The following is a 20,843-nucleotide window of genomic DNA, read 5'->3' as shown; positions in this document are numbered from 1 at the left end:
GAGGGCGAACCCGCCGCACAAGGGTGCGGGGTCTACGACTCGACGGGCGTCCCCGCCCGGTACAGCCCGCGCATCTCCGCCTCGAGCGCCTCGACCTCCGCGAGGCGGGGCCGGCTCTTCGGCGTGAACAGGCCGTCCTTCTCCCAGCGGTCCGGGTCCAGGCTCAGCGCCGACACGTTCAGCCAGCCACGGGCGCGGACGGAGTCGAGGTGCTCGGGCAGCGCGTCCTCCAGGGCCAGGTAGAAGATGACGTGGGCCAGCTCCTCGATGCGGTCGATGCCGTCACGGATGCTCGCGAGCACCGGGCCGAAGGCAGGCGTCACGCCGTCGGCGGCGGGCAGGTTCTGCACGAAGAGGCGGGCCAGGGTCGGCAGGTCGTCGAAGTAGTCGATGTAGTCGAACTCGAAGACACCCCGGTAGCTGCGCGACCAGGCCTTGAACAGGTTCATCACCGCGCCCTGGGTCGACACCGCGTGCGCGCCCAGAGCGCTGAGCGTCGTGCTCGCGGACTCGTCCAGGAAGGTCTTCGCGTAGAACTGCGGGTCGGAGAACGACCACCCCACGTAGTAGTCCCAGATCGTCTTCAGGGACATGATCACGGGATTGTCGTGGAAGGCGTAGGAGCCCTGGATGTTCTGGGTGAGTCCTTCGGCCAGCGAGAGGAACCACCGGTTCGCGTAGCGCACGAAGTCCGGCTGGAACGCGTTCGCCCGGTCCCTGCCGACCATCTCGGTCACGAAGCTGTTGGCGTAGCCGATCAGGTTGGAGCCGACCGAGTAGTAGGGGTCCGCGAAGACCGCGGCGTCGCCGACGCACGCCCAGCGGTCGTGCGAGAAGACCTGGTGCGAGGAGTGGCTGTAGTTCTTCAGGACCCGGAAGTCGAGCACCGGCAGCTTGCGGATGGCGGGATCGAAGCCGGGGACGCGCTCGACCACGAAGTCGATGGCCTTCTCGATCCGGTTGAACTTCGTCACCGGATGGAGTTCGTCGGCCACCACGATGCCGACGCTGGTGTGGTTCGGGGCCAGCGGGATGGCCCACACCCAACCGCCCTCGAACATGAAGTGGTTGGTGGAGTTCCACCGCGGCTCGTGCACGCGGTCGTGCCAGACGTTGTGGCCCGGCGCCACCAACTCGTCCGTGTCGAGGCGTCCTTCGAGCCGGAACCAGACCGAGTTGTGCGGCTTGGGATACCGCTTGGTGAGCCCGAGCTTGCGTTGCAGCAGACGGTGGCGGCCGGTGGCGTCGACGACCCAGCGGCAGGTGACGGTGGTGGCCTGCCGGTCGCCTTCGCCGTCGGGCTGGTACGTCACCCGGTGCGGCTCCTCCTGCTCGCCCAGCTCGATGTCCAGGACCCTGACGCCCTGGGTGAGTTCGGCCCCCGCGCCGGCCACGACGAGGCGCAGGTGCTCCTCCAGGGAGCCCCGGTTGAGCTGGTAGGACTTGGCGGGCAGGAACCGGTTGACGCCGAATTCGGACTCGCGGTGGAAGTCGGGGCGGTCGCCGTAGAAGTAGCGCAGCCCGAGCTTCTCCAGCTGGTGCTCCTCCAGGTAGTCCCGCAGGCCGATGACCGCGGCGAAGTAGTACGCGCCGACCTCGACCGACGACTCGCCCACCTTGAACGCGGACAGGGGGATGGGGGAACGTTCACGTTCGCACACGAGCACGCTGAGCGCGGGGTGGGCGTCCTTGAGCTGTTTGGCGAGGCAGAGCCCGGCCAGTCCGCCGCCCGCGATGACCACGTCGTGGTCGACGTCCGGGAACATGGAATGAGTACCGCCCTGTCCGCTCACGCTATACCCACCTCGCTGCTGCGTCGGTTCTCGATGAGGAGCGCCAGGCTCCGAATGGTCCGGGCCGTGTAGGGGTCCGAGTTGTCGAGCTGGATGCCGAGGCGCTCCTCCGCGTCGGACACGAGATCCATCACGCTGAGGGAGTCGCCGCCGAGGTCGAAGAAGTCGTCGTCGAGGCCGACGCCGAGGGGGGCGAAGATCTTCTGCCAGATCGCGAGCAGCGCGGATTCGACGGGTGTCGCCGCCTCGGGCGTGGGCCCGGGCCGGTCGGTGGCGTCGGAGTACAGCGCGGCCAGGGCCGCTTCGTCGACCTTGCCGTTGCCGGTCACGGGCACGGCGTCGACCGGGATGATCGCCGAGGGGACCATGTAGTCCGGCAGGTTCTCCTTCGCGCTCGTGCGCAGCCGGTCGATGTCCCGCACCGTGGGGCCCACGACGAAGGCGACCAGCCGGGGGGTCGCCGAGTCGGTGGCACGGCGCAGGAGGTGGACGTGGTCGACCGCGTCGTCCTTGGTCAGCACCTCGGCCACCTGGCTCAGCTCCACACGCCGGCCGCGGATCTTCACCTGCTGGTCGCGGCGCTCGACGAACTGCAGATCGCCGTCCTCGCAGACCCGGACGATGTCCCCGGTCCGGTAGACGCGCTGTCCGCCGAACCGGGGCGAGGCGGGCACGAAGAACTTCTCCGCGGTCAGTGCGGGATCGCCCAGATAGCCTCTGGCCAGCCTGGCCCCGGCGAGCAGGAGTTCACCCGTGCCGCCCGGCCCCAGTGGCTCTCCGTCCTCGCCCACCACGAAGGCCTCGGTGTGGTCGATCGGCTTTCCGATGAGCACGTTCCGGTCCGTCGCGGCGAGGGGATGAACCGTGGAGCACACCGAATTCTCGGACGGTCCGTATTCGTTGAAGAGTTTCACGTCCGGAAGTCGCGAGAAATGTTCCCGCACAAGGCTTGAGGTAAACCATTCCCCGGCGATCGTGACGCTCCGCAGGGCTTTGGTCGTCTGCGGGCTCATACCCCTGAGCAGGCGATGGTACAGGGCCGGCGTGATGAGGAAATGGGAGATTTCGCGCTGCTCCATCAAACCGACGAGATAACGCCGGTCGGTAATCCGGTCCCGCAGCGGAAGGAGCAGACGGGCACCCGAGGTGAGGGCGCAGAAGGTGTCCGCCACGGAACTGTCGAACGAGGGGCGCGGCATCGCGAGCGTCGTGTCGTCCGGGCCGAATCCGTAGAACGCGTTGCGCCAGTGCAGGGTGCGGATGATCGCATGGTGCTCGACGGCGATGGCCTTGGGCGTGCCCGTCGTGCCCGACGTGTGGATCACATAGGCGAGGTCCGAGGACGCCGTCACCGGGGCCGGATCGGTGTCCGGTGTGTCGAGGGCCGCGCTCATCACGTCCATGACGAACAGCTCGCCGCTGAAGAAGGCCGCGCCCGCCACCGCCGAGGACTCGACCAGTACGGCCCGGGGCTCGACGCTCTCGATGATCCGCTGTGTCACACCCGGCGGATTGTCCGGATCCAGCGCGAGGTAGGCGCCGCCGGCCTTGAGGACGGCGAGCATGCCGACGATCACGCTCGGCGGGTGCCGCACCAGGATGGCCACCGGATCGTCCGGCCGGACTCCGGCGGTGTCGCGCAGATAATGCGCCAGTCTGTTCGCCCGACGATTGAGATCACCGTAGGCGATGCATTCTCCGTCGTACTCCAGGGCGATGTTTTCGGGAGCTTTCCGTACGCACTCCTCGAAAAACTGGTGCAGGGTCCGCGGTGTGTCGGATGTCATCGAAACACGTCCCCCTAGTGCGATTACCGTGAATTCTCGACTCCGGCACTTTATCGGCCGTCAATCGAGCGATCAAGGGCGCGTCTCCGTATTCCGCCACAGCGACCGCGACGGAACATGACCGATTTCACCCGAACTGGACGTCAAGAGCGTGGACGAGCGCGCCGATCGTGGCAGTTGTCGAGTTCTGCGGAAAGAAGTGCCCGCCCGGTATCGCGGTAAGGCGGAACGGTCCGGCGCACAGCTCGCGCCAGGTGGCTGCCGCGTCGGCCGTCACATCGGAGTCCTCGTCCCCGTACATCACGGTGACCGGCGTGGTCAGCAGGGGCCGGTTCGATGGCGGACGGAAGGACGCGTGCGCGGTGAGGTCGGCGCGCAGCGGCGGAAAGAACCTCTCCCGGAACTCGGGGCGCCCGAGCCCCGCCGGGTTCGCGCCGAGGCGCTTCCACAGCAACTCGATGTCGTGGTCGTCCCGGACGGGCCGGGGTGTCGTCGGACCCGGCGCTCCGGCGGCGAGCACGACGAGATGGGCCGGCGGGCGCCCTTCCGCCGTCAGCCGATGGGTCAGCTCGTAGGCCAGACAGGCGCCGAAGCTGTGTCCGAGCAGGACCAGCGGTCCGGGAAGCGCCAGCACGGCCGGCAGGGCGTCCGCGACGAGTTCGGCGACCGATCCCAGGGTCGCCTCCCTGCCGCGTTCCTCACGCCCGGGCGCCACATAGGCGTACAGATCGAGCCGGTCGGGGAGTCGGCGTCGCCAGGGAGCGAACGTCGTCGCCCCGCCGCCCGCGTGCGGGAAGCAGACCAGAGCGGCTCGTGGGGCGTCGGGGACTTCGGAGGCGTCGGGGGCCGGCGAGGCGAAGCGGTGCAGAGACACGCCGCTGCTACCGGGGTCGTGCCGTGTCGGGCATGGCTGAATGTGCGGGCACAGTGCTCCCTTGACCGGTCGAAGAGGCTGGCGTGATCGGCTGATTCGCGTCCCGCTCCGCATCGGGCCGGATGCGGTGGCTCACGGGAGGTACGGCATACGGCCTGGTCCCCGGGAACATGTGTGCTGCAGTGCAAGATGGCCGTGCCGCCGGTATGTGGGCGTGAGTGTGAGGTGGGCCCCCGCTTCGCGACTTCCATGTGTACCACAGGTGACAGATCATGGACCTGACTATTTTGCGCCACTGGTGGGGCACGTCCGTCGCCACGCCGGACACGACAGCGGGCCCCGCCGGTGGTGAACCGACGGGGCCCGCTGTCCGGGGATCGCAGAACCGGGGAGTGCGCTCAGTCCGTGCCGGACTCCATCGCGGCACGGTCGAGCAGCTCGTCCTCCTCCGGGGCCTCGCCGCGCGAGGCGATCGCCTCGGCGCCGCCGTGGGCCATCGCGCCGATCAGACCCGTCGACGCCGCCTGCGCCGCGCCGATCAGCGCCGGGTGCTCGGTGCCGACCATGCCCAGGCCCGCGTACTGCTCAAGGCGGGCACGGGAGTCGGCGATGTCGAGGTTGCGCATGGTGAGCTGGCCGATCCGGTCGGACGGGCCGAACGCCGAGTCCTCGGTCCGCTCCATGGACAGCTTGTCCGGGTGGTAGCTGAACGCCGGGCCCGTGGTGTCCAGGATCGAGTAGTCCTCACCGCGCCGCAGCCGCAGCGTCACCTCACCGGTGACCGCCGCGCCGACCCAGCGCTGCAGGGACTCACGGATCATGAGCGCCTGCGGGTCCAGCCAGCGGCCCTCGTACATGAGGCGGCCGAGGCGGCGGCCCTCGTTGTGGTACTGGGCGAGGACGTCCTCGTTGTGGATCGCGTTGACCAGCCGCTCGTACGCCGTGTGCAGCAGCGCCATGCCGGGCGCCTCGTAGATGCCACGGCTCTTGGCCTCGATGATCCGGTTCTCGATCTGGTCCGACATGCCGAGGCCGTGCCGGCCGCCGATGGCGTTCGCCTCCATGACCAGCTCGACCGGAGAGGCGAACTCCTTGCCGTTGACCGTCACGGGCCGGCCCTGGTCGAAGCCGATCGTCACGTCCTCGGCGGCGATCTCGACCGAGGGGTCCCAGAACCGCACGCCCATGATCGGCTCGACGGTCTCCACGCCGGTGTCCAGGTGCTCCAGGGTCTTCGCCTCGTGGGTGGCACCCCAGATGTTGGCGTCGGTCGAGTACGCCTTCTCCGTGCTGTCGCGGTACGGCAGACCGTGCGCGAGCAGCCACTCCGACATCTCCTTGCGGCCGCCCAGCTCGGTCACGAAGTCCGCGTCCAGCCAGGGCTTGTAGATGCGCAGGTGCGGGTTGGCGAGCAGGCCGTAGCGGTAGAACCGCTCGATGTCGTTGCCCTTGAAGGTGGAGCCGTCGCCCCAGATCTGCACGTCGTCCTCGAGCATCGCCCGGACCAGCAGGGTGCCGGTGACGGCGCGGCCGAGGGGCGTGGTGTTGAAGTAGGCACGCCCGCCCGAGCGGATGTGGAACGCGCCGCAGGCGAGCGCGGCCAGCCCCTCCTCGACCAGGGCCGCGCGGCAGTCGACCAGGCGCGCGACCTCGGCGCCGTAGGCCGTCGCACGGCCCGGCACCGAGGCGATGTCGGGCTCGTCGTACTGGCCGATGTCAGCGGTGTAGGTGCACGGCACGGCACCCTTGTCGCGCATCCACGCGACGGCGACCGACGTGTCGAGGCCGCCGGAGAAGGCGATGCCGACGCGCTCGCCGACCGGAAGGGAAGTGAGGACCTTGGACATAGGAAGAGTATGCATCATTCCGTATGCCCATGCATAGCTGGGACGCGCTCTCAGTCTGTCGCCAGCTCACCGAGCAGCCTCCAGGTACGCCGCCGGGCCACCTCGCCGCCCAGGTCCGTCGCGAGGAACACCACCTCGGTCGCCCCGGCCTCGCGGTAACGGCGCACCTCGGCCGCGACGGCCTCCTCGTCGCCGATGGCGGCCAGGTCGACGGCCCGGCTGCCGCCGGAGAGCGCGATGACGCGCCGGTAGGAGGGGAACCTCTCGTAGAAGGACAGCTCCTCGGTCGCCCGTTCGCGTACGGCCTCCACGTCGGCGGTGACCACGCCGGGGACGAAGGCCACGATCCGGGGCGCCGGGCGGCCCGCCCTCTCGGCCGCGGCGGTGACGGCGGGGACGATGTGCTCGGCGAGGGCGCGCGGGCCGGCCAGGAGCGGAAGGATGCCGTCCGCGTGTGCGCCGGACACTCGCAGCGCCTGCGGACCCATGGCGGCGACCAGGATCGGCACGGGCGGTTCGGCGCCCGGGACGGTCGCCGGCAGGGGTGTGGTGGCGGTCAGCAGCTCGCCGTGGAAATCGGCGCTGCCCGTCTCCACGAGCGGGCGCAGGGCGGTGAGGAACTCGCGGAGGCGGGCGACGGGACGCTCGTGCGGGATGCCGAAGCCGGTCTCGGTCAGATGCCTGGTGCCGAGCGCGAGCCCGAGGTGGTAGCGGCCGCCGGTCGCGGCCTGGGCCGTCTGCGCCTGGCTCGCGATGAGCAGGGGATGCCGGCCGAACACCGGGATCGCGGAGGTGCCGACCTGGAGGCCGGGCACCTCGCGGCCGACGATCGCGGCGAGCGTCGGGGAGTCGTAGCCGAAGGTCTGCCCGAACCACGCCGAGTGCAGCCCGGCCTCATGGGCCTCCCGGGCGTTCCGCACCAAGGTGTCGATCGGGTCCTGGAGGGAGAGTGCTACTCCGATGGTCATGGAGGGGGCAACCGGCGCCCAGGGAAGGGCATTCCGGTTCACGCGTGACAAGCGTGTGACGACGCTCCCGGACTGTAGGTTCGCATTTCGCGTGCCCCTTTCTCATTGACGATGGCCCTCGTCCGGCCCAAGGGACAACGCGGTGAGACGTACTCCTGCAGGAGTTCGCTACGGCCCCGGAAGTGCTGCGGCCCGCCCTGGGCAACTCCTACGCACTCCGCCGGCTGCGCATCTTCATCCAGGTGACCACTACCCCACCCTCACCGAGGCGTGCCAGACGCACGGCCTCAACCCGGCCACGCTCACCATGCAGCTCAAGCGCCTGGAGGAGGACCTCGGCGGACCGCTGCTGCTCCGCGCGAGCCGGGGCCGAAAGCTGGAACTCACCGCCTTGGGCCGGGAAGTCGTCCAAGCCGTCGAGAGCTGGGCCTGCACCCTGGCCGACCTGCCACGGGAGACCTGGGACCGCGCGACCGTACGCCGCCCGCACAAGAAGAAGCGCAAGCCCCGCCGCCCCGCAGACGCGTCGGGCGTCGACCGCTTCCCCGCCCTTGTGCAGCCTGCTGTGCGCACCTTCGACGGGCGCCGCCGACTCCTGCGGTTGTTGCAGGCCGTGGACTATCCCTCGCTCGCGGCGTACTGCCGCGCCGTGGGCACGTCACCGTCGACGATGACCGTGCAGCTGCAGCACCTGGAGCGCGACCTACGAGGGCAGCTCTTGATACGCGGACAGTGCGGGCACCGGATGCGCCTGACCGATTTCGGGAAAGAGGTCCTCGCCGCGGCAGGTCCGCTCGCTGCTCTGCTCGGTGACGGTCACCGCAGAACCGCGTCCACGTCGCCGGTGTAGACGAGGGCGCCCTCGTCGTCGGCTGGGGGCTCGAAGCGGGCGAAGAAGTCGTCGAGCGCCTCGGGGGTGACGGTGAGCGCGTTGGCGTCCTCGCGCTGGTTGCGTTGCTCGAGGCGCCGCAGCAGCTCCGCCTTCTCGACGGGGAGGTACACCAGGCGCGGGCGTCCGCCCGCGGCCTCCACCAGCTTCTTCCACGCTTCGCGGTCAGCGCGGAGCCACAGACCGTGGTCCAGGACGACGTCGTGTCCGGCGCCCAGCTGCTGGGTGAGCTGGGCGCGTACGGCGTCGACGACGGGGCGTTCGCGCTCGGAGTATTCGTGCTCGGGGTAGTCGACGCCGTAGCGGCCGTGGAGGCGGTGGACCTCCTCGTCGACGGAGAGGCGGACCAGGCCCCGCTCTTGGAGAGCCTGGGCGAGGACGGTCTTGCCGGAGCCGGTGATGCCGACCAGCAGCACAGCGATCGGAGCTGTCACGTCTCGATGACTCCATTCGACAGCGGTCGCGGGCGCTCGGGGGCATTCTCGCCGATCCCCGCCCGGCTACCGGCCGCCTTTCGCCGCGGCCGGCGGACGCCAGTGGGCGGCGGCCGGCTACCGCCGGACCGCGGCCGGAGCCACTTCGGCGGCGAGGACATCACGCAAGCCGAGCCGCAGATGCTCGACGTGGTACAGGGCCTGTTCCAGCAGCTCGGCGACGTGGTTGTCGTAGAGGGCGTAGACGATGGAGCGGCCCCGGCGCTCTCCGGTGACAAGCCCGAGATTGCGCAGCAGGCGCAGCTGGTGGGAACAGGCCGATGCCTCCATGCCCACCGCCTCGGCGAGGTCACCGACCGCACAGGGGCCTTCTTGGAGGCGGGCCAGGATGTACAGCCGCGACGGCGTCGCCAGGGCCTGGAGGGTGGCGGCGACGTCGGTGGCCCCGGCCGCGTCCAGGCGCTCGCGCGGGGTGGCGTGGTGCTTGTCGTCGGTTCCATGACCCATGGACCCCATCCTACCGGTGACATGTGAAGACCTGTTCAGATGTTCCTGTACGGTGAGTGTGTCGCCATCCACCGCCCTGAAGGGGTTGTTTTGTCATGCCTTCCGACCTGATCCAGCGGCCCGCGCAGGCGGCTCCGGCCGCCTCGCGTACGGCGCCGAAGCGCCGTACGCGGGTGTTCGCCCTGGCGGAAGCGCGCTGGGCCGCCGCTGCACTGGCGCTGTTCCTGATCGCGCTGCCGCTTCAGCTGACCGGCGCACCCGCCTGGGCGTGGGGTCCGCTGTGCGCCGCCTCCTACCTCACCGGCGGGTGGGAGCCAGCCTGGGCGGGGCTGACGGCGCTGCGGGAGAAGACCCTGGATGTGGACCTGTTGATGATCGTGGCCGCGATCGGCGCGGCCTCGATCGGGCAGGTGATGGACGGCGCGCTGCTGATCGTCATCTTCGCCACCTCCGGCGCGCTGGAGGCGCTGGCCACCGCCCGTACTCAGGACGCGGTGCGGGGTCTGCTCGACCTCGCGCCCGCCACGGCCACCCGGCTGGCCGACGACGGGAGCGAGGCGACGGTCCCCACCGAGGAACTGGTGGTCGGGGACACCATCCTGGTCCGCCCCGGCGAGCGGGTCGGCGCGGACGGCCGTGTTCTTACCGGGGCCAGCGAGGTGGACCAGGCCACCATCACCGGCGAGCCGCTGCCGGTCGCGAAGGAGACCGGGGACGAGGTCTTCGCCGGCACCCTCAACGGCACCGGCGCGCTGCGGGTGAAGGTCGAACGGGATGCCTCGGACTCGGTGATCGCCCGGATCGTGGCGATGGTCGAGGAGGCTTCCGAGACCAAGGCGCCCACCCAGCTGTTCATCGAGAAGGTCGAGCAGCGGTACAGCCTGGGCATGGTCGTCGCGACCCTGGCGGTCTTCCTGGTCCCCCTCGCGTTCGGCGGAGACCTGACCGGCTCGCTGCTGCGGGCGATGACCTTCATGATCGTGGCCTCGCCCTGCGCGGTGGTCCTGGCGACGATGCCGCCGCTGCTGTCCGCGATCGCCAACGCCGGGCGCCACGGCGTCCTGGTGAAGTCCGCCGTGGTGATGGAGCGTCTCGGGCAGGTCGACGCGGTCGCCCTGGACAAGACCGGCACCCTCACCGAGGGCACCCCTCGCGTCACCGACATCCGCCCCCTGGACGGCTCCGGGCTGGCCGAGGACGCCCTGCTGGCACTCGCGGCCGCCGCCGAGCACCCCAGCGAACACCCGCTGGCCCGCGCCGTCGTCGACGCCGCCCGCACCCGCGGCCTGCCCATCGCCGACATGCGGGACTTCACCTCCACGCCGGGCGTCGGCGTCACCGCCACTGTCGACGGCCACACGGTCGCGGTCGGCGCACCCGCCCGCCTCCTCGACGGCGCCGACGACACCGAGGCGGCCCGCGCCGCCCAGGTCGCGGCCGACCTGGAGGACGGCGGTCGCACGGCCGTCCTGGTCCTGCGCGATGGCGTCCCCGTCGGGGTGCTGGGCATCGCCGACCGGCTGCGGCCCGACGCCTCCGAGACCGTCGCCGCCCTGACCATGCTGACCGGCAGCTCTCCGATGCTGGTGACGGGCGACAACCCGCGCGCCGCCGCCCGCCTGGGCGCCGAGGTCGGTATCACCAGCGACGAGGTCCACGCCGGTCTGCTGCCCCAGGACAAGGTCGAAGCCGTACGGCGCCTGGAGGCGCGGGGGCGCAAGGTGCTGGTCATCGGCGACGGGGTCAACGACGCACCCGCCCTGGCCGCCGCCCACACTGGCATCGCCATGGGCCGCGCGGGCTCCGACCTCGCCCTGGAGACGGCCGACGCCGTCATCGTCCGCGACGAACTCGCCACCGTCCCCAAGGTCATTGGCCTCTCGCGGGCAGCCCGCCGCCTGGTGGTGCAGAACCTGGTCATCGCCGCCGTGTTCATCTCCGGGCTGGTCATCTGGGACCTGGTCGGTCACCTGCCGCTGCCGCTCGGTGTCCTCGGCCACGAGGGCTCGACCGTCATCGTCGGCCTCAACGGGCTCCGCCTGCTGCGGGACGCCGCCTGGAGCCGCGCCGCCGCCCCGCAGGGGACCCGCTCGTAAGCCGCCGTCGGTCACCGGCCGTCGGCCCCGAGCATGCGTGGGAGGCGTCAGTGCCTCGGGTGCGGTCCTTGCGGCCCGCGGGCCCAGAGGTGAAGTCCGACGTCGATGGTGATCAGGGTGAGGGTGGCGGCGGCGCCGAGGGCGAAACCGGCGGTGACGTCGGTAGCCCAGTGAACGCCGAGGTAGACGCGGCTGGCGGCGACCAGCGCGGACAGCGCCAGGGCGGCGGTCCATCAGGCGAGTGCACAGGAGCGCGAGCCTGCGCGGCGGGCCAGGGAGGTAGGCGGTGGCGAGCAGGAGGGCGGTGGCCACGGTGGTGTGGCGGGAGGGGAAGGAGTGTCCGGTCTCCTGGATCACGGCGGAGGCCAGCGGGGGCCGGGTGCGCGCGGCGACCTCCTTGACGAGCGTGGCGAGCCCGATGGCGAGCACGGCCGTGCCCCCGGTCAAGGCGAGGGGCCGCCAGCTGCGCGCGCGGTAGGACAAGGTGAGGGCCAGCAGGGCGGTCGCGGCCATCAGGGGCAGCTCGGCCAGGGTGCTGACCGCCTCCATGCAGGCGGTCGCGAGCGGGCTGCGGTGCTCGACGGCCTCGGCGAGCGCGGTGTGGTCGATTAGTCCGGCGTGTCGCTCGGCGAGCAGGTCGGCGACCTTGACGAACAGCGCGAGCATCGCCGCCAGGGCCAGGACGGCGAGCGTTGCCCCGGCGGCCTGGCGGGCGTTGGGCAGACGGGGCGGGCTCGGCAGGGCGTGCGGCATGGGCGCTACTCCGGGATGTACAGGCGGGACGGGCGGCCCGGGACGCTGCGGCAGGTCCCTGGACAGCAGCACCTCAGCGGCTCTTCGTGCTCTGCGTTTCATCATGGATGTTACGGTCGTTACATGACCCAAGATGTGGTGGAGCCGGACGGGTTCTTGCTGGTGTCGGCGAGCACGGCAGGGGCGCCGGCGGCGACCCGGGTGCGGGTGTGGCGCAAGCTGCGCTCGCTGGGGGCGCTGTATCTGCAGCAGTCGGTGTGCCTGCTGCCCGACCGGGACCCGGTGCGCCGTCAGGTGCAGCGGCTGATCGCCTCGGTCCGCAAGGACGGCGGTACGGCCCGCTCGCTGACCGTGGCGGTCACCGATGCGGGCGAATACGCGCAGCTCGTCGCGGAGTTCAACGCCGAGCGGGACACCGAGTACGCCGAGGTGGTCGAGCGTGCCCCGGACCTTCTTGCCGAGCTGGAGAAGGAGACCGCCCGGGGGCGGGCCACCTATGCGGAGGTGGAGGAGTCCGAGGCGGACCTGGAGCGGTTCGACAAGTGGCTCGCCAAGATCGCGGCCCGGGACTACTTCGGCGCCCCGGGAGGTGAGGCGGCGCGGTCGGCGGTGGAGCGGTGCCGCGAGGCGCTCGCCGCCTTCGAGGACGCGGCCATCGCCGCGCAGGCCGGCGAGCACACAGCCAGTGGCGAAGCGGCCGAGACGGTGCTGCCCGCCTCGGCGCGGCTGCGCGCGGTCGAGTAGGGCAGGAGGAGCCCCGCATGTGGTGGGACATAGCGATCGGGATCGGCGTGGGACTGGCGGCCGCGTGGCTGGCGCTGCTGATCGCCCTGCTGCTGATCCGCCCCAAGGGCGCCCTGCTCGCAGAGGCGGTGCGCCTGCTGCCGGATCTGCTGCGGCTGCTGAAACGACTCGCCGCCGACAAGAACCTGCCGCGCGGCGTGCGGGTCCGGCTCGCGTTGCTGATGGTCTATCTGGCCAGCCCCATCGACCTGATCCCGGACTTCCTGCCGGTCATCGGCTACGCGGACGACGCGATCATCGTCGCGTTCGTGCTGCGCGGCGTCGTGCGCCGGGCCGGCATCGACGCGGTACGCGGTCACTGGCCCGGCAGCGACGACGGCTTCACCGCCCTGGCGCGGCTCACCGGCCTCAACCGGGGAGCAGACGGCCCGCACGCTCCCGCCATTTCAGACGAGCAGAAGCCCGGAGGAAACCAGCGGTGACGACCACTCCCCGGACACTCTCCCACCAGGTGCTGCTGCGCCGGGGCTGCGCCCTGGAATACACGACGCTGGCCTGGAACGTGGTCGGCATCGTGGTCCTGGCCGCCGCGGCGCTGTCGGCCCGCTCAGTGGCGCTGGCCGGCTTCGGCCTGGACTCGCTGATCGAGATCGGCGCGTCCACCGTGGTGATCTGGGAACTGTCCGGCACCGGAGAAGCCCGCCAGAAGCGCGCACTGAAGCTGATCGGGGGCGCCTTCGCACTGCTGGCGGTGTACTTGCTGGTGCAGTCCACCTGGGTCCTGGCCGCCGGATTCCACCCCGACTCGTCACCGCTGGGCATTGGCTGGACGGCGGTCACCGCCGCGGTGATGTTCGCCCTCGCCTTCGGCAAGGCCGGCACCGGCGCCGCACTGGACAGCCCGGTCCTGACGACCGAGGGCCGCGTCACCCTGATCGACGGCCTGCTCGCCACCGCCGTCCTCGTCGGCCTGGTCCTCAACACCTGGCTCGGCTGGTGGTGGGCCGACCCGGCCGCGGGATACGTGCTGGTCTACTACGCCCTCCGCGAGGCGCGCGAGATCTTCACCGGCGCCCACTGACGGCATGCCTCCGGGCGCATCGAGCCGGAACACAAGCGTCGTTGAGGTGCCGTCGTCGGTGTCCGGGGCGACCGGCAGGCGCAGGGCCCGCGCGGCCCGCGTCACCCACCGCGCATCGCCGTCGAGGTGGATCCACACCTCGGCAAGGTGCTCCTGGCGGGCCAACTCCACCAGCTCGCGCAGCAAGACGACGGTGCTTACGGGCGCCTCGGCACACGGCGCACCACCCCCGCCCGGGTCTGACGGGCCAAGACCGTGAGACAGAATGCCGGGCCATCCGAATGAGACAACGCGAGAACACGCAGGTCGTCACGACGGAATGGGGCATTCCAATTGCCGCCCTACATCCCCGCACCGTCACATCAGTTCCGGCCGACCGGGATCGGGGGCGGTCGTACCGGAGTGGGGGTCCGGACAGAGGGAGCCGTCGGGCACCTTGACCGGCAGTCCCGAGCGTTCCTCGGCGGTCAGTTCGCGGTATCCGATGACCCCGCACAGGGCGCGGCGCCAGGCGTCGGGGTCCAGGCGCAGGGGGGCGCTGTGGCCGTCGCTGTCGGTGTAGATCACGGTCCGGCCGTCGGCCGACGCGGCTTCGAAGGTGTACGGCGTGTTCTGCGGGGGCGCCGGTCCGAGGTTGTAGACGTCGTCCTCCCCGGCCGGGTCCCCGAGCCGGTAGAGGTGGATCAGGCCATGGCTGGCCAGCAGGAACGTACTCCTGCTCGGATAGGAGAGCGCGAACTTCGCGTCGAACTCCCCCAGCCCCACGGGTCCCAGCACTCTGCGCAGCGGATCACGCTGCCACAACTCCACCGCACCGCCCAGGCGCAACAGGGCGAAGTACCGGTCGTCCCTGGTGAAGTTCACGGTGTTGGTGTCCGGGCCCGTGGCCAGCGTGGATTGCGTACGGCCGGTGGAGAGGGCGACGATGCGTACCTGCCGCTGGTCCCACACGGTGATCGCGACCCGGCCCGGCGTGGGGTAGTCCGCCACCACCAGGTTGGGTGCGCCGTTCGTCCAGGACGGGTGGAGGTTCTTGGCGTCGTAGCGTGCCAACTGCCGTCCGTCGGACGGGTTCCAGCGCTGGATCACCGTTCCGGAGACGGTGATAAGGCTCCGCGACCGGTCGAAGAAGTAGCTGAGGCTTCCCCTCGCGCCGCCCGGCAAGGCGGCCGTGGTGATCTCGTGGAGCGGCCGGAGGTCGGCCACCGTGCGGATCATGACACGGTTGCTGCCGACCCGTTCCGCCAGGTGTTTCTCCCCGCCGTCGAACACGATGAGGTCGTTCTGCGCCGGCTTCCAGTACGGCTCGGGGCGGTAGGCCCTGACCGTGGGCCGGGAGGCACCGACGGGCACGATCCCGATGCGCGAGCCGTCCTTGAGTATGGTGATCACCTTTCCGCCGTCGCGGGTGAGGACCGCGGGGCCGACCGGGATGATGCGACGGGCGGCGGAGAGGCTGCCGTAGACCACGCGATTGGCGCCCACCGCGATCAGCGCGGGCTGACCGCCGACGGTGCCGAGCAGCGGATATTCGGTCATCCGGCCGGCGTCGGACGGCGGCCCGGCACTGACCGCGATGGTGCGTTGGTCCAGGTCGACCAGGTTGTACCACCCGTCCTCGTGGACCGCGACGTGGCGGCCGGTGGTGTCGACGGCCTTCACCGCGTCGCAGTAGAGGTCCCGCTCCGTGTACCCGGGCGGCCTGTGCTTCGCCGGCCCGTCCGCGACGGGCTGCCGCCACAGGGTGACGCTGTCGCCGGTGCCGTGCTGCGCGCAGACCGCCACGGCCGTGCCGTCCCCGGAGATGCTCACGCCCTGGATGTCCTTGCCGGCCACCACCGTCCGGTTCCTGCCGGTGATCCGGTCGACCGCCAGCACCCCGTAACCGACGCCGTCCTTGATCGACCGGCTGACCTGGACGAGCAGTGTACGGCCGTCGGGGGTGAACCGGATGTCGTGCGGCGTCAGCACGCCGGACGGCGCGGGAACCCAGCCGCTGTGCGCGGTCCCGCCCGGCGCGTCCAGGTCCCACCAGAGCAGGTCGGCGTCACCGAGGGCGGCGGCGTAGCGGCCGTCCGCGGACATCACCGCGCGGTAGCCGTCGTACTCGCGGTCCGGGCCGTTCGCGCCGGACACCGCCGGCAGCCGGTGCGCCTCGGCCCCGAGCAGGTGTCCGTCGGTGCCGTCCCGGTGCACGTCGTACCAGATCAGGCCGCCGTCCAGGGTGAGGAAACCGGCCCGTCGGCCGTCGCCGGAGACCAGCGGGTGCGCAGCCTGTACGCCCACGTCGAAACGCTGGCTGAGGACGCGGCCGCCAGTCGCGTGCACGAAGACCGTGGCCCGGCCCCCGGCCGAGTTGGCGACCACCACGTCGCCGTCCAGGCTCGTCTGGACGGCGTCCGCGTCACCGCTGACGATGCTGGTGATGCTCGGGGCTCCGATCGGGGCGTCCTGTGGCCCGGTCAGGACACGGTCGGAGAAGTTGTTCGCCAGGTAGGCCCGCAGCAGTGCGTCCCGTGCCTCGCGGGTGTGCGACGTGCGGTACGCGGCGAGGGCCAGCTGCGCCGAGCGCACGGGGTCACCGTCGGCCTGGCCGGCGGAGTACTCGGCGAGCGCGCGGGAGGCGGACTCCGCGGCCCGCTCGGCGCTGACGTGCCGGTAGTAGCCGAAGAGCGAGCCGAACACGAGGGCGAGCGCGGCGAAGAGGGCAAGGCCCGAGCGGAACGTACGGCGCCGGCGGCCCCGCGCGCGCTGATGGGCGCGCCCCACGTCCAGATAGCCGCGTTCCGCGTCGCTGAGGTCGGCGGGGCGCTCGCGCAGCCAGGGTTCGGCGGTGGTGAGCGCGGCGGGGCCCGGCAGCAGGTCGGGGACGCGTCCGGCGCGCTCCCAGCGGTCCAGGTCGAGCCGGAGCGTCTCGCGCCACACCAGGAACGCCCGGTCCTCGGCCACCCGAGCGGCCAGCCGGGGCCAGCCGCCGATCAGTGCCTCGTGGGCGAGTTCCACCGTCTCGGTGCCGTCGGGGCTCAGGCCGGTGACCAGCAGCCTGCTCCGGGCGAGCCGTTGCGCGATCTCCCAGCGGGTGTCGCCGAGTTCGGTGCGCCGGGCGGTCCGGCGCGTGGCGGCGGTCGAGCCGATCGGCACCCGGACCAGCGCGGTGAGCAGCCCGCGGGCGGTCGGCTCGTCGGCGGCCGGTACCCGTGCCGCCCACTCCTTGCCGGCGTGCCGGCCCAACGCGCCGGTGACACCGCCGAGTTCCTCGTACGCCCGGTGGGTGAGCAGTCCGCCGCTCTGCCGCAGCCAGAGCTGGTCGAGGGTGAAGCCGAGCAGTGGCAGCGCGCCCGGTGCGTCGCCGGTGTCGGTGAGGATGCGGGCGACGAGTCCGGACTCGTACCCGACTCCCGGTGTCGCGTCGACCGGGGCGGTGACGATCTGCCGCAGTTGTCCGGGCTCCAGCGGGCCGAGTGCATACAGGCCACGGCGCACGGCGGGTCCGGTGGCCGGGTGTGCGAGGGCCGCCTCCAGGAAGTCGGCGCGCAGGGTGGCCAGGATGTGCACGGGGTCCGGGAGCCGGTCGGCGAAGAGCAGGGCGGCCAGTTCGCCCGCGAGGCCGGGCCCGGCGCCGTAGGCCTCCTCCAACTGGTCCACGACGATCAGCAGCCGGTCGCGTTCCTGGCGGTGCAGCACCCGGGCGACGACATCGGGCAGGGCGCCCCGGGTGAGCAGGGCGGTGATGTTCGGCAGGACGGCGAGCCGGGCCGCCTCGGAGAACTCCGGCTCCAGCAGCGGCAGCAGGACGGCGGCCAGTGCGGCGGCGGGTCCGCTGCCGGAGGCCGGGCGCAGGACGGCCACGGCGAAACCGTCGGCCCGTAGCCGGGGAACGACTCCGGCCAGGGCGAGCGAGGACTTGCCGCAGCCCGAGGGGCCGACGAGGCAGGTCCAGCGCCGGCCGGGGACCTGCTCCGCGAGTTCCGCGCCCTCCGTCGACCGGCCGTGGAAGAGGGCGGCGTCGGCCTCGCGGAAGGCGGCCAGGCCCCGGAACGGCGACGGCGGCAGGGTCAGGGTCCGCAGATCCGGCCGAGCGGCGAGCAGGGTGGTGGTGGGGATCAGATAGCTGGCCGGGGGATCGCCCGCCTCGGCCACGGTGATCATGCCGACCACGCCGCCGAGTCGATCGTCCCAGACGGGGCTGCCGCTGAACCCGCCGCTCACGCGGTAGCCGCCGCTCGCGGCGAGGTCGGCCTGCACCCAGCCGCCGGCCTGCCGGGCGCGCAGCACACCCGAGTGCCAGGCGCCGCCCGGCCGCCCGACGGGAAAGCCGAAGGCACGCGCCGGGTGCCCCCAGGTGTCGTCCGCCTCGACCAGCCGCACCGGCCGCGCCCCGGGCAGGGGGGCCGTCAGCCGCAGGAGCGCGATGTCCCCGGCGCCGGACTGCTCGGCGGGCACCCAGTGCGCGATACGGGCCGCCGCGCGGGAGGGGCTCACGGCGTCGGGGGCGATGGCGTCGGGGCCCGGCGTCTGCGGTCCCTGTGCCAGAGGCAGGTCGACGGCGATCTCCGCGGCCGCGGGCGGCCGCGTGCCCTCGGGCAGGCCGAGCGCGGCGGAGACGACATGCGCGCAGGTGAAGGCGAGGTCCTCGGTGACGAGGAAGCCGACGCCGCGGGGGCCGCCGTGCGCGTCGCTGATCCGCAGCAGGGCCGCGCCGAGCGTGGCGGGGCCCGGCCCCGGTACCGCGCCGTCCGGCTGCCGCGCGGTCTCGGTCATGCCGCGGCGCCGGCCGGGGAGACCATCACCGGTCGGCCGTGGCGGCGGAGGGCGCGTCCGGCGCCGGGTCCTGCGGTATCCGCCGGTCCCAGGTCAGCCGTACGGCGAAGTTGGCCTGGGCGGAGGTGCTGCTGATCACCACGTCGGCCTCGGCGGAGAGCGAGAGTCCGAACTCGATGGAGATCTCGTCCGGCCCGTGCGCCATCCCGCGGAAGGTGTCCACGAAGTTCTCGGCCACGGGGCGTACGCCGGAGAGCAGTTCGGCGAGCGAACGGCTGGCTCGGGCCACCACCTGGCCCGGCCGGGCGACCTGGACCAGACCGTCCGCGGGCTGCTCCGTGATCGCCACCCTGACGGTGTCCTGCGGCTGGCCGCCGGCCGCGCCGAGCGGAAGTTCCACCAGATACGCCATGTGCCCGGCCCCCTCCAAGCCACCCGCCCGGGCGGCTCCACCCCGAGCCTGCCCGGTAGCGGTGTTCATAACTCCCGTCACCACAAGGCCTTTACGGCGCACCCGCCCCGGTCGACCGGCCGGACGGCGCGCAGGACTCGGGGTGCCTCACGTCGCGTCCGGCAAGGGCGGTTGCCGCCCGCCGGGGGCTCCGGGTTCAGCCGCCGGTCAGCAGTCGTCGTACGACGTATCCGGCGGAGTCCACGCCCGAGGTGCCCCCTTCGACGAGTGCCGCGACCGAGACGCGGGAGTTGTAGGCGGTCAGCCAGCCGTTGGTGTGGTCCCCTTCCTCCGCGGTGCCGGTCTTGGCGCCTACGCCCGCCAGGCCGCCGAGGCGGGGAGCCGCCGTACCGCTGGTGGCGACACTGCGCATCATCGACTGGAGATACCCGGCCGTGCGCGCGGAGATGGGCCGGGGCGCGGTCTCCTGGTGCTGTCCGGGCAGCAGGACGGGCTGCTCGAAGCCGGCGTTGCGGACGGTCGCCGCCACCGACGCCATGAACAGCGGGGTGGCCGTGACCTTGCCCTGGCCGATGAACTGGGCCGCCTGGTCGCCGCCTTGCACGTCCGACGGGATGCTCGGGTCGGTGGTGGCGACCCCGCCGCCGATGGTCCAGCTGCCCATGCCGAAGACGTTCACGGCCTCGTCGTGCAGGGCGGAGGCGTCGCCGTCGTGCACGAGGTAGCGGAACCCGTCCTTGATGAAGGAGGTGTTGCACGACACCGTGAACGCCTGGGCGAGCGAGGCGCCGGGATCGGGCCGTACGCCGGGGTCGTTGTGGAACATCTGGCTGTTGGCCATCAGCGAGTCCGTGCAGGGCGCCGGGCTGCTCGCCGTGAGTCCGGCCCGGTCGAAGAGGGCCGCCGCAGTGATGATCTTCATCGTGGAGCCGGGCGACTTGATGCCGTTGATGGCGATGTCCCCGTCGTCGCCCGTGTGCGCGAGGGCCAGGATGTGGCCGTCGCGCCAGTCGAGCGCCACTGTTCCGGCGGGCTTGCCCTGGAGGTGGGCGTCCTTCACCGCGGTCTCGGCCACCCGCTGCAGGCCCGCGTCGATGGTCGTCCTGACCACGGGGGCCCGGCCCTTGGTGAAGACCTTCACCCGCTCCACCGCCGCGCCACCGCTGTCGACCACGGCGACGCCCGTCCCCTCGCTGCCGCCGGCGGGCTTGGCGTTCTGGCGGATCGTCGCCGTGATGTCCCGCAGGGACGGGAAGCCGGACAGGTCCGTCCTGCCGTCGCTCGCGACCACCTTGGTCGCGCTCGGGTCGGCCGGGAGCTCGCCCGCGGTGAGCTTCTGCTCGTCGCTCATGCCCGGGTGGAGCACCGAGTTGTTCCAGTGCACCGCCAGCTGCCCGCTGGTGCTCTTGAGTACCGCGATCGCGCTGGAGTAGTTCCAGGTGCCGCCGGCCACCTGGGCGGTGACGTCGAAGGTGACCTTCGTGGCACCCGGCGTCGCCGTCGACGGCCCCACCGCGACGATGTGGTCGAACGACAGCTTCTTCAGACGCAGCCCGGCACGGTAGTCCTGCAGTGCCTGGGAGGCGGCGTCCGGCACGTCGGTGTCGCTCGCCGCGCCGTCGAGGTGCTGCTTGGACCAGCTGTCCAGGAACGCGCGGGCCAGCTTCACCGCTTCGGCGCCCGTCGGCGGCGTGCTCGACATCTCGGACGCGTCGAAGGTGCCCCCCGCCCCCGGCTTGGCGTCACCCGCGGAACCGGAGGTCAGGCCCTGAACGATGTGGTAGGTACCGATTCCCCCGAGAGCGAGCAGTGCGGTGCACGTACCGGCGATGCCGATCTTCACAGCTCTGTTCATGCGGCGGATGGTATGTACATTTCATGGACGCGCGTTCCGGTC

Annotated in this window: 17 protein-coding genes; 6 read left to right on the top strand and 11 right to left on the bottom strand. The window is 71.7% G+C overall.

Annotated features, from left to right (window positions below; genetic code table 11):
* Positions 1–32 precede the first annotated feature (32 nt).
* The 5 genes from ADK64_RS07150 to ADK64_RS07130 all read right to left on the bottom strand — a co-directional run bounded on the left by ADK64_RS07150 (position 33) and on the right by ADK64_RS07130 (position 7,269).
* On the bottom strand, positions 33–1,793 hold the full coding sequence (locus ADK64_RS07150; protein WP_159046181.1) for an NAD(P)/FAD-dependent oxidoreductase: 1,761 nt from the start codon (positions 1,791–1,793) through the stop codon (positions 33–35).
* Entirely contained in the window at positions 1,790–3,580 is a 1,791-nt protein-coding gene (locus ADK64_RS07145) for a non-ribosomal peptide synthetase (RefSeq protein ID WP_053656198.1), read from the bottom strand. Before ADK64_RS07145 ends, ADK64_RS07150 begins: the two co-directional genes overlap by 4 nt.
* 127 nt (positions 3,581–3,707) lie before the next feature.
* Positions 3,708–4,454 carry a thioesterase II family protein gene (locus ADK64_RS07140; protein ID WP_053656196.1) on the bottom strand — a complete coding sequence of 249 codons (747 nt, stop codon included), beginning with the start codon at positions 4,452–4,454 and terminating at the stop codon, positions 3,708–3,710.
* A gap of 398 nt (positions 4,455–4,852) precedes the next feature.
* Positions 4,853–6,301 carry an argininosuccinate synthase gene (argG, locus tag ADK64_RS07135; RefSeq protein WP_053656195.1) on the bottom strand — a complete coding sequence of 483 codons (1,449 nt, stop codon included), beginning with the start codon at positions 6,299–6,301 and terminating at the stop codon, positions 4,853–4,855.
* 50 nt (positions 6,302–6,351) lie between these two features.
* Positions 6,352–7,269: a TIGR03564 family F420-dependent LLM class oxidoreductase gene (locus tag ADK64_RS07130; RefSeq protein WP_053656193.1), complete on the bottom strand. Its 918-nt coding sequence runs from the start codon at positions 7,267–7,269 to the stop codon at positions 6,352–6,354.
* A 142-nt stretch (positions 7,270–7,411) separates the two neighbouring features.
* Between ADK64_RS07130 and ADK64_RS07125 the strand changes: the two genes are divergently transcribed.
* Positions 7,412–8,119, top strand: coding sequence for a LysR family transcriptional regulator (locus ADK64_RS07125; protein ID WP_078992528.1), 708 nt, complete (start codon positions 7,412–7,414; stop codon positions 8,117–8,119).
* Here the strand turns inward: ADK64_RS07125 and ADK64_RS07120 are convergent.
* The gene (locus tag ADK64_RS07120) at positions 8,086–8,592 is read right to left on the bottom strand and encodes an AAA family ATPase (protein ID WP_053656189.1); all 507 of its coding nucleotides are present in this window, start codon (positions 8,590–8,592) and stop codon (positions 8,086–8,088) included. The genes ADK64_RS07125 and ADK64_RS07120 overlap by 34 nt on opposite strands.
* A gap of 117 nt (positions 8,593–8,709) precedes the next feature.
* Complete coding sequence (locus tag ADK64_RS07115; RefSeq protein ID WP_053656263.1) at positions 8,710–9,099, bottom strand: ArsR/SmtB family transcription factor; 390 nt, start codon at positions 9,097–9,099, stop codon at positions 8,710–8,712.
* A 95-nt stretch (positions 9,100–9,194) separates the two neighbouring features.
* Here ADK64_RS07115 and ADK64_RS07110 point away from each other — a divergent pair, with 95 nt between their 5' ends.
* Positions 9,195–11,195: a heavy metal translocating P-type ATPase gene (locus tag ADK64_RS07110; protein WP_053656187.1), complete on the top strand. Its 2,001-nt coding sequence runs from the start codon at positions 9,195–9,197 to the stop codon at positions 11,193–11,195.
* A gap of 47 nt (positions 11,196–11,242) precedes the next feature.
* On the opposite strand, the gene ADK64_RS42555 is transcribed toward ADK64_RS07110, so the two are convergent.
* Positions 11,243–11,416, bottom strand: a complete 174-nt coding sequence (locus tag ADK64_RS42555; RefSeq protein WP_078992533.1) for a phosphatase PAP2 family protein — start codon at positions 11,414–11,416, stop codon at positions 11,243–11,245.
* Positions 11,417–11,481: 65 nt separating this feature from the next.
* Between ADK64_RS42555 and ADK64_RS07105 the strand changes: the two genes are divergently transcribed.
* The 4 genes from ADK64_RS07105 (at position 11,482) to ADK64_RS07090 (ending at position 13,773) form a co-directional block, all read left to right on the top strand.
* Positions 11,482–11,673, top strand: coding sequence for a hypothetical protein (locus ADK64_RS07105; protein WP_053656185.1), 192 nt, complete (start codon positions 11,482–11,484; stop codon positions 11,671–11,673).
* 398 nt (positions 11,674–12,071) lie between these two features.
* Positions 12,072–12,692 carry a Chromate resistance protein ChrB gene (locus tag ADK64_RS07100; protein WP_053656184.1) on the top strand — a complete coding sequence of 207 codons (621 nt, stop codon included), beginning with the start codon at positions 12,072–12,074 and terminating at the stop codon, positions 12,690–12,692.
* A 17-nt stretch (positions 12,693–12,709) separates the two neighbouring features.
* A complete protein-coding gene (locus ADK64_RS07095) occupies positions 12,710–13,174 on the top strand; it encodes a YkvA family protein (protein ID WP_053656182.1) in 465 nt (154 codons plus the stop codon).
* Positions 13,171–13,773 (top strand): cation transporter, encoded by a 603-nt coding sequence (locus ADK64_RS07090; RefSeq protein WP_053656180.1) that lies wholly within the window; start codon positions 13,171–13,173, stop codon positions 13,771–13,773. Before ADK64_RS07095 ends, ADK64_RS07090 begins: the two co-directional genes overlap by 4 nt.
* A gap of 357 nt (positions 13,774–14,130) precedes the next feature.
* Here the strand turns inward: ADK64_RS07090 and ADK64_RS07085 are convergent, their stop codons facing one another.
* The 3 genes from ADK64_RS07085 to ADK64_RS07075 form a co-directional block, all read right to left on the bottom strand.
* The gene (locus ADK64_RS07085) at positions 14,131–18,534 is read right to left on the bottom strand and encodes a S1 family peptidase (protein WP_053656178.1); all 4,404 of its coding nucleotides are present in this window, start codon (positions 18,532–18,534) and stop codon (positions 14,131–14,133) included.
* A gap of 25 nt (positions 18,535–18,559) precedes the next feature.
* Positions 18,560–18,946 carry a CU044_2847 family protein gene (locus tag ADK64_RS07080; protein ID WP_053656176.1) on the bottom strand — a complete coding sequence of 129 codons (387 nt, stop codon included), beginning with the start codon at positions 18,944–18,946 and terminating at the stop codon, positions 18,560–18,562.
* A 196-nt stretch (positions 18,947–19,142) separates the two neighbouring features.
* Positions 19,143–20,801, bottom strand: coding sequence for a penicillin-binding transpeptidase domain-containing protein (locus ADK64_RS07075; RefSeq protein WP_053656174.1), 1,659 nt, complete (start codon positions 20,799–20,801; stop codon positions 19,143–19,145).
* Between the last annotated feature and the right edge of the window lie 42 nt (positions 20,802–20,843).

The sequence above is a fragment of the Streptomyces sp. MMG1121 genome, assembly GCF_001280015.1.
Lineage (GTDB): Bacteria > Actinomycetota > Actinomycetes > Streptomycetales > Streptomycetaceae > Streptomyces.
This window is presented reverse-complemented; position numbering and strand designations above follow the sequence as displayed.

Bases quoted from the DNA above. Each gene is read 5' to 3' on its own strand.
- ADK64_RS07145 (WP_053656198.1), bottom strand. From the start codon at position 3,580: ATGACATCCGACACACCGCGGACCCTGCACCAGTTTTTCGAGGAGTGC.
- argG (WP_053656195.1), bottom strand. From the start codon at position 6,301: ATGTCCAAGGTCCTCACTTCCCTTCCGGTCGGCGAGCGCGTCGGCATC.
- ADK64_RS07130 (WP_053656193.1), bottom strand. From the start codon at position 7,269: ATGACCATCGGAGTAGCACTCTCCCTCCAGGACCCGATCGACACCTTG.
- ADK64_RS07115 (WP_053656263.1), bottom strand. From the start codon at position 9,099: ATGGGTCATGGAACCGACGACAAGCACCACGCCACCCCGCGCGAGCGC.
- ADK64_RS07110 (WP_053656187.1), top strand. From the start codon at position 9,195: ATGCCTTCCGACCTGATCCAGCGGCCCGCGCAGGCGGCTCCGGCCGCC.
- ADK64_RS07100 (WP_053656184.1), top strand. From the start codon at position 12,072: ATGACCCAAGATGTGGTGGAGCCGGACGGGTTCTTGCTGGTGTCGGCG.
- ADK64_RS07095 (WP_053656182.1), top strand. From the start codon at position 12,710: ATGTGGTGGGACATAGCGATCGGGATCGGCGTGGGACTGGCGGCCGCG.
- ADK64_RS07085 (WP_053656178.1), bottom strand. From the start codon at position 18,534: ATGACCGAGACCGCGCGGCAGCCGGACGGCGCGGTACCGGGGCCGGGC.
- ADK64_RS07080 (WP_053656176.1), bottom strand. From the start codon at position 18,946: ATGGCGTATCTGGTGGAACTTCCGCTCGGCGCGGCCGGCGGCCAGCCG.
- ADK64_RS07075 (WP_053656174.1), bottom strand. From the start codon at position 20,801: ATGAACAGAGCTGTGAAGATCGGCATCGCCGGTACGTGCACCGCACTG.